The following is a 10,989-nucleotide window of genomic DNA, read 5'->3' as shown; positions in this document are numbered from 1 at the left end:
CCTGAGCGTGATATGCGCGCAGCGCGAGGACCCAGCGAGGCCCAAGACACGGGTCGCGCCATTCACGTTCAGTGATCCACGAAACAGGACCTAGGGCGCTTGCTGTTCCCGTGACCGTCAGCCACGTGGTGATCGCCATCAAGGCGAGCAGCGGCGCCGTCTGCGGCCTAAGGGAATCGGATTCCGGCTGGCCGTAGAGCACGATGACGCAGGCCATCGCTACGGAGCACAACACCGTGACGACCGTGGGCGACAGCCGTCCCGCCACCGCTACGAGGGTTGCGAAGACGGTGTAGGCGAGAATCTCGATCAGCCAGTACCTCGAGCCCGCCGTCAGTGGCTGGAGCAGTCCCAACTGGCTGGTCAGACTGTCGGCCACGATGAACAGCGTAAGTAGCAGGACGAGGCGGAGGTAGGACCGCACCCTGCGCTGGTCGACTAGCTCAGAGATGAGTGCGCGCTTTCGCCGCCATTTCTTGCGTCGGCGAATCGCGATGTATCCCCAAATGAGGACGGCGAGACCGCAGAGCTGGTAGGAGACCCAGTCGATGAGCGTGTACGGCGGCTTGCCGAACTGTGCCACCAGGCGTGCGCGCCCATCCGGATGTACTGTGACGTTCACGAGCGTCCCCGGATCCAGCTTCCACGAGGCGTGTGAGGCGTCGGCCTTGGCCGGTGGCGGTGTGCTTTCCCCTCGCCAGCCGCCTGGGAGGATCACGTCGATGTCCTGTGCCTGGGCAGCGCCCGGGCCCTGGAGCATCTCTGGAATGAGACGCCAAATGGTGCCGTGGGACACCACCGACCAGGGACCGATGTGGCCGTTGACCGCATCAGAGATGTCGGCCTCGACGGTCTCCGTCACCCAGACCAGTCCGTCGGCGGCCGTCACCGTAACGGTCTCGACCGAGACTGGATTCTGTTTCCTCGGTAGCAGGCAGCGGATGGCCTGCTGGAAGTTCTCCGAATGCCGGTGTCCGAGCAGTGCGCCTGTCATGGCCCACGAATGAGGTAATCGCACCTTCACCTCGCTGACGAAGTCCGGAATGTACCGGCGCTCCGCCCGAAGCGACAGCCTCACCGAGGCAGGCGCTCCCTGAGCTGGCAGCGGCTTGCACGTCCCTTCCGCCGGAGTACCAGTCGCACTGATCCGGCCCACGATCAACGCGGTGGGGACGATGACGAGCACCACGAAAAGCACGGTCACGAGAATCGTTCCACCCGGGCGGAAGATGCGGGTATGGCGCGGGCGCGGGTGCAGTGTTCTTCGTCCGCTCCAGGCCCACAGGCCGTGCACCAGAAACACCGCCGCTGCAAGCAGGATCGCGACCCGTCGCGTGGCGTCGTCCGACCGGACCCACGTCGGCACTGGCGGTCGGATGTCCAGATACAACAGAACGAGAGGCGTGACCGCGAGAGCAACCAGCATCTGCCGCAGGAAAAATCCCCATACACGACGCCGCAGAGAACGCTCTGGGGGCCGCCGCACAGCGACGGTCAAATCCGGCTGGCCTAACACTTTCACGCTGCGGTTCCCCTTCCGACGGGCCGACAGCGGCTGATCTTAAGGCTTCAGCGCACCCGTTGCCGGGCTACCTTTTAAGCGTTGCTGACCTACCGCTTCATGGTGAAAATGCGGTGGGTCAGCTCCGCTGACGGAGTCGTGTCGAGAGGCGATGGATCACTTTCGTTGCCGGGAATGGCTTCGAAGGAGTGCGGACTTAGGATCTCGCAGCTTGCAAATGCACGTGACGGACTTATAAACGAACGGTAACCGCCTGGTGCGCACTTGTCGCCCAACGTGCGTACTCTTACTTCAGCGCCAGGATGTTGTCACCCGGGCACAGTCATTCCTGCGGTGGCTGGAGACGCGGTGGGCGGCTGAGGCGGCCCTGATCGACCTGCGCGAACGACTGTCGACGTGTGATCGCAAGCTCAGCCAATATCGCTCCGCGCTCGACGCTGGAGGCGACCCGATCGAGATCTCCTCATGGATCAACGAGACGAAGGGCGAACGCGCCCGCTTGGAGGGGAAGCTGAAGGCGGTTCCGGCGGCCCAGCGCATCAACGTCGAAGAGATCAGGTCGATGATCGGGGAGGTCGGCGACCTGGTGCGGCTGGTCGGTGAGGCAGACCCGGACGACAAGGCCGACCTCTGCACCCGGCTCGGGCTGAAGTTCACGTACTACCCAGAAAAGCAGTATGTGGAGGCCCGGATCGAATCAGAGCCCCCACATGTGCGTGCGGTGTGTGTCCGAGGGGGGACTTGAACCGTTCGCCCATCTCCTGAGCAGCACCGACGCTCCGTGGCTGGACCTTTCATGCCCGGAATAGGCGCGCGGAGAGGGGGCGGTGCCCACACCCACCTCAACGAGATCGGGTCCTACCTCGCGGCACACGCCCATGCCGGGGAAGCCCGGCAACCGCCAGTTCAGGATCCTCAGCAGACGATCTCAACTGCGCTCAGGGCAGCGGTGGTAAGGGGGCAGGAGCTCGGTGATCGCAACACCGAACCCCTTCCTGCATCCCAGCAACCTGATCAACCCGGAAGCCAGGCCGTGCGCCGCCCCTCGACACCAGAAATCGCCGGGGAGGTGGTTCCGGTCGAAGAGGCTTGGGTCAAGCGTACTCAGCGAGATCGGGCCGGGGACCGGGTCATCCTAGGCTTTGCGGTGGCTGTCCTGCTGGGGGTCGCCGGCGCGGCCGCCTACGTCTCGTACCACCACTTCTACGGTCTGGCGATCGCTCTGGGTGAGCGGCACGACATGGCCATTCTGTATCCGGCGATGTCCGACGGTGTGATCGTCATGGCCTCGCTGGTGATGGTCTACTGCTCGCGTCGTCGGCTACGTGTGCCGGTGCTGGCATGGGTGGCGCTCGCATTGGGCGGGGCGGTGACGCTGGCGGCGAACGTGGCGCACGGCTGGTCCGGCGGACTCGGATCGCGGCTGATCAGTGCCCTGGCACCGGTGGCCTTCGCGGGCGCGTACGAGCTACTGATGTGGATCGTTCGCAACAACCGGCGACCATTAGGCGAGGTCAAGTCGCAAGAGCACGTGTGCCAGCTCATGGAGACCGTGGTTGAGGTGGAACGGGTAGTACCGGTGCTGCCTGTCGACCGGCATGAAGCGGCGCGGCTCAGCTACATCGACAGCCTTGGCGAGGGTAAGCAGCGCATCGGTCGGCGTCCACTGATGCGCCGGTGGGGATTGGAGCAACGCGAAGCGGAGGAGATCATTGCTGAGGTGGAGAAGGAAAGGACGCAGTCCACCGCTGTGGAAGGGAGCGAGGCGTCCGATACGGAGAACCTGGTGCCGAGCCCCACGTATGGGGACCGGGTGTAAAGGACAGCCGATCGCCGGGGCCGTGGCGGACGCCGGAACCTGAGCGCGCGTGACGCTCCCGCATCCCGCGCAGGCCAGAGGGTGCAGCCCGTGCGCGGTGACCTCAACACTCAGCTCTGGGATGTCGAAGACCTGCCGGATCACCGGCTGACCCGCCGGAGACGCACCGGCCAGAGCAGTCCGGCATCCGCCACACGCGGCCGGAACGTGGGGCACACGCCGTGTCGGATGCCGGACCTGTATCAACGCGCTTCCTGACGCGCCCGGTCGCTTGCCGGGCCTGCGGCCGCTCCTGTTCCGCATCGACCGCGGCGGTGGCTTGGCCAGGCCATCGGCGGACGGCGGCTGCGAAGAGTTCCGTGAGTTCCGCCCGACCTGCCGCCGCAACTGCGGCGTTCTCCGCCTTCAGCGCATCCAGCCGCGCGCGCTGATCAGAGCGGTCAGCGGATCGGTATAGCTTGCCGTGTGGTGGCATCGGCAGTGGATGCAGCCGGTGGTGCCGACGGCGCTGGTGGTCGCCGCAGTGCGTGCCGCGCAGATCACCGCGACGAAGGAGATCGGGTCGGGGTCGACATCGTCCAGCGTGGCGGTGGCCACCGCCAGATCGCACAACAGGTTATAGAAGTCCAGGTTGGCCCAGATCTCCTGGTAGGCCAGCGCCGGGCTGCGGGCGCGGCAGCACCGCGCCGCTGCCGCGCAGGCTCACCTTGATTCGACGGCAGGCCAACTCGATCTGCCAGCGCTGGGCATTTAGGCGGGCGATCCGCGATGCAGGGCAGGCGGCGTCCAAAGCGTGGTCAGTAGCCGCAGACGGCTGGCGCGGCAACGCCCACCCGCGTCGGTGACGGTCAGATTGAACTCCACTAGCCGGGCCAGGGTTTCGGACAGGCGAGGCAGATGCCGGTCACGGTTTCGGCGCGGCACCGGCACAGCATGGTCTGGACTCACGCAGGTGTACCAGGCGCGAGCCGTCGGCCATGGGGCGAGGATCGTGATCGGCAGGGATGCTCGTTCCCTCCGGGGAGACGACGGCAGACGGGAGTCGTGAGTGCCTATACCGAGAGGCTATTGCCACCAAGCACCGCAGAATTTATTCTGGGCCGTCAACTACCAATAGATTGCAATTATTTCAGCGTCGATAAAGCGCTCTTGTTTTGATATGTCAAGATCATCTTCAGTGTTCGTGCTCTGAGAATGCCAGGCTTCTGGTGACTTGCCGTCGATGGAGTCGGCCTCTTTGCGGGCAATCGAGCGCAGGCGGGCTGCCGTGGCTGGATCAATATCTATGCCGTAACGTCCCCTTAAGTATTCATGTATAGGCTCGAATGCCGGACGACTTGCGGGCAGTTCGCTGACTAACCTTGAATTTTCAACAGCCAAACTTTCCAACTGGGCTCGATCGTCAATGTCGAGGGTGAGCTTAAACTGTCGGGCGACTTGTTCCGCGTAGCTAAGAAGAATAGCTACTCCTGGCTGAGATATTTGATCCTCGGCTTTCTTTCTATCGGCCATTTCTCTATTTAAGACTAGAGTGAGGCTGTTGACTTGTTCAGCAAGCTCTGGTGCTACCTCGTCTAGTACATCAACTAGGCGAACTGGGCTCCATGAGTTACGAGGACCGACGTAGTTGAGGCGGCATAGCGCCTTTACGCGGGCGCGCGAGAAGAGAACTCGCCTGATATCCTTCCAAAAAAGTGATTGTTCGGTGACGCCCACAAGGTAGAGAGGGATCGACTGCGGTCGATGGGGGTGGGGAATCTGTTCGATTACTCGACGGTCCATTAGAAACTCTTGTTGGTCGATCTGTACAGCATCATAATCAACCATTCGGCACTTGATAGGAACCAGGCCGGCCATTAACTTATCGATAAAGATGTTGAGCTCGGTAGCCTTTCGAAGCGAGTCTGGGTCAACGTGTGCCGAAAGCTGTTCGCTATCAGCGACTATATTCGAGAACGTTGAGATTATAGTGCTGACTCGGAATATCGGATCGGCCTGAAGCTCGATCTCGACTTCAATCAACCTACCTCGCTTTAAGAGATCTTCGTTGACAATCCCTGGGGAGTTGCGGTTTAAATTATCCGTGGCGAAGTCATTCAATTCCTTGGCGGTCAATATCGGCCCCCTGTCCTGCACAGGCCCTAGAGCCAAGGATTCCCTTTCTATCTCCAACAGGTCTTTAAAGGTAGCCTGAATAGATGCCTTGCGAAGTACCTGTGAGTTCTGAGTGCGTGTCGCCTCATACTTCGAGCCGATGCTCGACTTAATTACGGCGGCGTTGGCATTAACACTACTATTCAATTCTGCCCGAGTTGAATCCGTGAGAGTGTCCGTGAACTCGCTCGGGATGGCCCCAAGTCGAGATGAAAGTAGGCTGGTGACGCTTACTTCATCCAGGTACATGAACTCGCGCAGCTCCAAAGATTTCAGAGCTGCATTCTTTATAGCTCGGCGGTGACGCCAGCGTCTAATTCTTTTTAGCATGATCAACCCTCCTGTGGCTTGATCGGCTTTGCCGAAGAGCCTATGCGAGCTCGCTGCATCGCGACGCGCTCGAGGCCTCCGAGGTAGTCCTCCGAAAGAAGACTGTCTCGCCCGTCGGCCACAGACAGCAGTGCCGCCTCCGACCATATCGATGCAAGTTCGGCGGGTGACCATCCCGGAGTTTGCTGGGCGACTCTCTCATGTGGAAGATCTTCTCCGATACCAAGATATCGAGCCGAAGAAACTAGGATTTCTTCCCTATCTCGTTCTGAAGGCAAATAGAAGTTGATTTCCCAATCAAAGCGGCCAGGGCGGCGGAGTGCAACATCGATATCCTGCGGGCGGTTCGTCGTCGCAATAACGACGACATTTGCCTTTCGGGTAAAGCCGTCCATTGAAGCAAGGAGTTGGCCAACAATTCGCCGAGATGCTTCGTGTGAATTGTCTCCTCTTTGCAATGCTAGACTGTCGAGCTCATCGAAAAATATGATAGCTCGCTCTTGGTTTGCTGCATCCTCAAAAACTTTCCGAATCAGCTCTTCGCTTTGTCCGTACCATTTGCTGAGAACCTCGGGCCCGCTGATCAGATAGAATTGCGCGTTCGCTTCATTTGCGATTATTCGACCTAGCATAGTCTTTCCGGTGCCAGGGTCGCCGGAAAATAGAACTCCCTTGATCGGGCGCGCCCCAATGCGTCCGAGCTCATCGTGCCGTTCAAGAGGCAGAGTAATCAGTTCGCGAGCGCGGGCCTTGATATCCTCGAAGCCTCCGAAGTCCTGGAACGAAGGAGAAGTACTGGGAGTTGACTTGAAATGTTCGATCGTGACCTCGTCGACGGCAGGAAGGTCTATATATCGAATCGGACTTTCGGAGAGTATGGCGAGGATGCCATCTATGTCGTTTCCTTCTACTGTATTACCGACTCGGAGATTCAGATGGGGTGGCCTGTGTGTTATTCGCAGCCTACCGCCGACATCGAATACCACTCTGTCGAACAGTAGTAGGCGAATTATGCCTATCCATGATTCTATCGGCCATAAATCTTGCGGGGCCTTTTCGATATTCGATTCTGAATCAAATAGGATGACATCGCCCGGCGTAAGATCGATGGGCTCAGTTGATGAGCACGTCACCGTTGAACCATTTCGCAGTTCAAGATAGGCGTATTTAAGGTCCGAAGATATGCTTATGACTCGGGCGAGGGTTGCGGGTTCGTTGATTTCTATCACGGGGACCGACTCTGTTTTTATTCACGAAGCTGTTCGGCTGTCAATCCGACTTGATGCATGCTTGAGTTGAATGAGGTATATTTTATGGGAGATATTGATCTCCCATATAGTTTGGCCCAGGATAGCGCAGAGTGAGGCGGCGTACCAAAGGTGGCAGGTTGTGCCGATCGTGCTGACCTGTTTGTGGGGGTATGACCGATAAGTGGATCCTGCGCTTGGTTTGGGCATTGAAGATAAGGGTTTGCGGATCCGGGGCCCGATGATTATGAGTGTAGGTTTCAGGACATTCGAATCAAGGGACCGTCTTGTGAGCGCATCAGGGTCTCGAAGGGGTTGACGATGTTGGCGACAGCACTGGGGTTGTAGATGACCGCGCCAATTTCCAGGTTATCGGTGTATGCGCTGTCCGTGAGGTTCACACTGCCTAGGAAGGCGGTGGCCCGGTCGGCAGCGATGACCTTGGCGTGCATGCTGCCGCGTCGGCCTCCAGGGCCGTTTCGCTGGTCGTTCGCCCATTGCCACAGGTGCACGTCTGGGTGAAAGCGAAGGTCGTGGAAGGCGGTACGGCCATTCCGCGATGGCGCGTGGGTGGCGGAGCTGACCGGGATGCTCGGCCTGACCTCCTGGCCCAAGGGCATGCGGGTGATCGTCCGCAAGGAACGGCCCGCACTCAGGCGCGTAGTTGCGCTTCACCGACCTCGACGGGCACCGCTTCAGCTGCTTCGTCACCGTCACACGGCCCGGCGGCGGCCGCGGCCAGCTCGCCGACCTCGAATTGTGGCACCGGCGGCGGGCACGCTGCGAAGACCGCATCCGCGCGGCCAAGGAAGATCGGCCCGCGTAATCTCCCCTTGCACGGGTTCGCTCAGAACCAGTTGTGGCTCGAACTCGTCGCGCTGGCCTGCGAGCTGACGGTCTGGGCCTAGATGCTCGCCCTTGACTGCCCGGCTCGCCGCTGGGAACCCAAACGTCTGCGGCTACGCCTGTTCTCCGCTGCCGGTCGTCTGGCCCGGGGCGGCAGGAGACTCCGGCTCAGCAGCCGGTGGCAATGGGCCGGCCTGATCGCCTCCGTGATCACCCGCCTGCAGCCCCTGCCAGCCCCCTGACCAGTGACAATCACCTCAACAAGCCGGAAAGGAAACCGCTCGGGCCCGTGGAACACCACCCACTCGACGCGAGAGTCGGGCCGCTGGCCTGATCCGCTGCTGAAAAACAGCAGTTGGTGGGCTTGTCATGCGATCCCACCAACATCACGAAACATCGCGGCTAACTGTCCAAATTAGGTCAAGTAGGTTTCCCTGCATCGTAGCTTCTGAACTCCTCGTAGAAGTCCGGGGCCGTCTGACCTGGCTGCGGCCCTGATTGCTTCTTACCATCCAAAGGAAGTCGAGCGATTCGGTACAGTTCGGCAACACTGGTCGCAGCACCTGTGGGCAGCTCCGTGACGAGGATGGTGTGCGCTACCGGACTGATTCACGAAAGCGCCGATGGTGAATTGCTTGAAATTTTGGCATTTGCCAGATTTGAAAGGTGAGCAGGTTTATGGACGTCGGTGATATCTGGGGGTTCAGGGATCAACCGAAGGCTGTCGGGGGGCGGGTGTACCAGGTGGAGGTGGTCCGGGTCGATGGGCCGCGAAAACACGGCGATCTGCATGTACGTTTCCTCGATGGCGAGGAGGCCGGGCTGCAGGAGTGGGTGGCGCGTGGTCAACTGGTCGCTCCGTGGGCTGACGTCGGGGCGTTCCTGGATGACGATCGCCGGTGGGCGGCAGCGATTGAAAGCTCACGTGAGGTTCGAGGTAGCGCGGAATTCGAAGTGGCCAAGCTGCTCTTCGGTCATGTTCGGCCGAAGAACAAGATTCGTCTCCGGCATGCTGTCGCGGATGCCGGGGTGATGGAGATCGCCGATCTCGATGGGGTGGCGTCGTGGCTTGGTCTCGACCCTCAGAACCTGCGTAGGGAGCCGCTGGCCTTTGAGGACAGGTTCGGAACCTATGTCGCTTCGTGGCCGACGACTCGTCAGGTGGCCATGCGAGTGGCCCAGGTTCTGGGTGGAGACATCCTCAAGGCCATGGCGAAGCAGGAAGAAGCGCTGAAGACACAACGCCGGAACGAGTCCTGGTACGGACATGAGAAGACCGACCGCGAACTGGAGCGGCTGGAGACCGTCGTCGGCACGCTCTATGAGTGGTGCGGTAAGGAAGCCATCGACCGTTATGACGAGCTCAAGGCTTTACGAGCCGAGGTCGAACGTCTGGGTGGGCTGGTCCAGCGCGCAGTGTCGGAGTTGAGGGCCCGCAAGTGTCACGCTATCGCCGCCACCATTGAGGCCGACCTCGGCGTCCATACGACCAGCTTTCGCGATAGGCATCGCTGACCTGTGTTCGCTGTTCGGCTTGAGGCCGGTAATACTCCTTTTGGGGGCCATGGGGACTCCAGTCCCCGAGGTAAGGGCGTAGGTCGTCTGGGGCTGGGTCCTTGTCGAAGCCCGCGTGGGCGAGACGGGATGGACCACGGAGTGGATCCAGGCGGTCGGCGATCGCGTGTCCCCACTCGATCCAGGGTCGCAGGAGCTCGGCTTCCCCTGACTCCTGGCAGCCGGCCGCGACTTGGTCGAGCGCGGCGCAGAACTCGCGGATTTCGCTGGCCGCCCCCCAGGCATCCAAGGCATTGGCGAATTTCGTGTTGCGGTAGTCGTCAACTGCGTGGCTCCGGGCCTGCACCATCGCGGCCTCCCAGCGCGCCCGCTTCGCGGCTTCTTTTCGTTCTTCTTCGGCGAGCCACTCCTCGTATTCCTGTCTCCGGGCGAGGGCAGCCTGTTCCTCCGCCTCGGCGCGATGCTCGATCTCCTTGACGACCTCGCGTACTTTGCTTTCCACCAGCGAACGCGAACTATCCGTCCACTGGTCGCGTCGGCTATGTGGCGACTGGGGTAACTCCAGGCGAAGGCGTCCCGTTGGTACGGATTCGTATTGCACGGGGACTCGCTGCCAGGCATAAGGTCTTCGGCGTTTTTCCTCGGGATCTGGCTCGCGGACCACCTGGTCCTGTTCCTCTTTGACGGCAACCGGGTACTGCCTCGTACCGACCTGCATGTACAGTCCGCGAGCTTTGCGTTTCTTGGACATCGCGAGTTTGCGGCCGCGGCGGCGGGCTTCTTCTGCAAGGGACTTGACCAGGTCGATGGCCCGGGGCATGAGTGCCTCGGAGACGGCCAGTACTTCGGGATGATCCCGAAGCAGCTTGACCAGCGCGTCGGCATCGGTGACCTTGTCGCGTGCACTGAGGCGGATGCGGTTCCAGTTCGTCTCGTCCGGATGCGCGTCGTCGAAGAGCCGGATGATCAGATCGCCGCCATTTCGGCCGGTGTGCCGTAGATGGAAACCTGCGGGTACCAAGTTGTGTTGTTTGGCTGCGTGCATCGCCCGCCGGTAGGACGCGCGTGTCTCCTGGTCAGGGTTCTGGATATCGAGGGTTCCCCCATTGTGTTGCAGGCGTTCGATCAACTCCTTGGCCAGGCCGAGCGGGCTTTGACCGGCGTCGCGTGTTCTGGAGGCGCCTGGTGTACGGGCAACGATGGCACTGCTCACTGTGCCTGGAGTTGGCCGGTCCGGGTGATAATCATGCTCCAGATAGAAGCGGCCAGCCTCAGTGATCTCGGCCTGCCAGAATCCGTCCTTTCGCGGCGTGGTGACCAAGCCGCGGTCACGAAGCGCGTACACCGTTCTAGCCAGCTCCGGCGTCTTTGCGCTGACCGGTTCCTGGCTCTTCCCGATCCGCCGCAACACCGTCAACTGACGATCATTTAACCTGTCCCATCGCTGCACGTCACCAGATCACACCGCAATGTCACCACAGGCAAGTGGTTTCAGGATTTACGTCGCGTTGGCGAGCTTGTCGACCTTCTTGGCGTGGAGCATGCAGGGGGACTTG

Annotated in this window: 9 protein-coding genes and 2 pseudogenes; 4 read left to right on the top strand and 7 right to left on the bottom strand. The window is 60.9% G+C overall.

Features of this window, described 5'->3' with window-relative positions; genetic code table 11:
• Positions 1–1,426, bottom strand: a 1,426-nt coding sequence (locus AB0F88_RS44085) for a DUF6185 family protein (RefSeq protein ID WP_362698599.1), incomplete at its 3' end; no start/stop codon positions are given.
• Positions 1,427–1,778: 352 nt separating this feature from the next.
• Here AB0F88_RS44085 and AB0F88_RS44080 point away from each other — a divergent pair.
• Both AB0F88_RS44080 and AB0F88_RS44075 read left to right on the top strand, forming a co-directional pair.
• Positions 1,779–2,267 (top strand): hypothetical protein, encoded by a 489-nt coding sequence (locus AB0F88_RS44080; RefSeq protein ID WP_362698595.1) that lies wholly within the window; start codon positions 1,779–1,781, stop codon positions 2,265–2,267.
• 402 nt (positions 2,268–2,669) lie between these two features.
• Entirely contained in the window at positions 2,670–3,341 is a 672-nt protein-coding gene (locus tag AB0F88_RS44075; RefSeq protein ID WP_362698592.1) for a DUF2637 domain-containing protein, read from the top strand.
• A 69-nt stretch (positions 3,342–3,410) separates the two neighbouring features.
• Here AB0F88_RS44075 and AB0F88_RS44070 read toward each other — a convergent pair.
• The 5 genes and pseudogenes from AB0F88_RS44070 to AB0F88_RS44050 form a co-directional block, all read right to left on the bottom strand.
• Positions 3,411–3,728, bottom strand: a pseudogene (locus tag AB0F88_RS44070) (DUF6444 domain-containing protein); the annotation flags it as partial.
• An 18-nt stretch (positions 3,729–3,746) separates the two neighbouring features.
• Entirely contained in the window at positions 3,747–3,938 is a 192-nt protein-coding gene (locus tag AB0F88_RS44065; RefSeq protein ID WP_362698589.1) for a hypothetical protein, read from the bottom strand.
• Positions 3,939–4,448: 510 nt separating this feature from the next.
• On the bottom strand, positions 4,449–5,825 hold the full coding sequence (locus tag AB0F88_RS44060) for a hypothetical protein (RefSeq protein ID WP_362698586.1): 1,377 nt from the start codon (positions 5,823–5,825) through the stop codon (positions 4,449–4,451).
• A 2-nt stretch (positions 5,826–5,827) separates the two neighbouring features.
• The gene (locus AB0F88_RS44055) at positions 5,828–7,054 is read right to left on the bottom strand and encodes an ATP-binding protein (protein WP_362698583.1); all 1,227 of its coding nucleotides are present in this window, start codon (positions 7,052–7,054) and stop codon (positions 5,828–5,830) included.
• A gap of 278 nt (positions 7,055–7,332) precedes the next feature.
• A complete protein-coding gene (locus tag AB0F88_RS44050) occupies positions 7,333–7,524 on the bottom strand; it encodes a phospholipase D-like domain-containing protein (protein WP_362698580.1) in 192 nt (63 codons plus the stop codon).
• Positions 7,525–7,627: 103 nt separating this feature from the next.
• Here AB0F88_RS44050 and AB0F88_RS44045 point away from each other — a divergent pair.
• Positions 7,628–8,160 (top strand): annotated as a pseudogene (locus AB0F88_RS44045) (transposase); the annotation flags it as partial.
• Between the two features lie 436 nt (positions 8,161–8,596).
• The gene (locus AB0F88_RS44040) at positions 8,597–9,433 is read left to right on the top strand and encodes a hypothetical protein (RefSeq protein ID WP_362698577.1); all 837 of its coding nucleotides are present in this window, start codon (positions 8,597–8,599) and stop codon (positions 9,431–9,433) included.
• Here AB0F88_RS44040 and AB0F88_RS44035 read toward each other — a convergent pair.
• Positions 9,366–10,883 (bottom strand): hypothetical protein, encoded by a 1,518-nt coding sequence (locus AB0F88_RS44035; RefSeq protein ID WP_362698574.1) that lies wholly within the window; start codon positions 10,881–10,883, stop codon positions 9,366–9,368. The two genes, AB0F88_RS44040 and AB0F88_RS44035, sit on opposite strands and share 68 nt — an antisense overlap.
• Between the last annotated feature and the right edge of the window lie 106 nt (positions 10,884–10,989).

The sequence above is a fragment of the Streptosporangium sp. NPDC023963 genome (genome assembly GCF_040639135.1).
Taxonomy (GTDB): domain Bacteria; phylum Actinomycetota; class Actinomycetes; order Streptosporangiales; family Streptosporangiaceae; genus Streptosporangium.
Note: the sequence above shows the minus strand (reverse complement) of the source record. Positions and strands in the feature narration are given on the sequence as shown.

What these genes read in the sequence shown, in the direction of transcription:
- AB0F88_RS44060 (WP_362698586.1), bottom strand. Translation starts at nt 5,825, where the DNA reads ATGCTAAAAAGAATTAGACGCTGGCGTCACCGCCGAGCTATAAAGAAT.
- AB0F88_RS44050 (WP_362698580.1), bottom strand. Translation starts at nt 7,524, where the DNA reads ATGCACGCCAAGGTCATCGCTGCCGACCGGGCCACCGCCTTCCTAGGC.
- AB0F88_RS44040 (WP_362698577.1), top strand. Translation starts at nt 8,597, where the DNA reads ATGGACGTCGGTGATATCTGGGGGTTCAGGGATCAACCGAAGGCTGTC.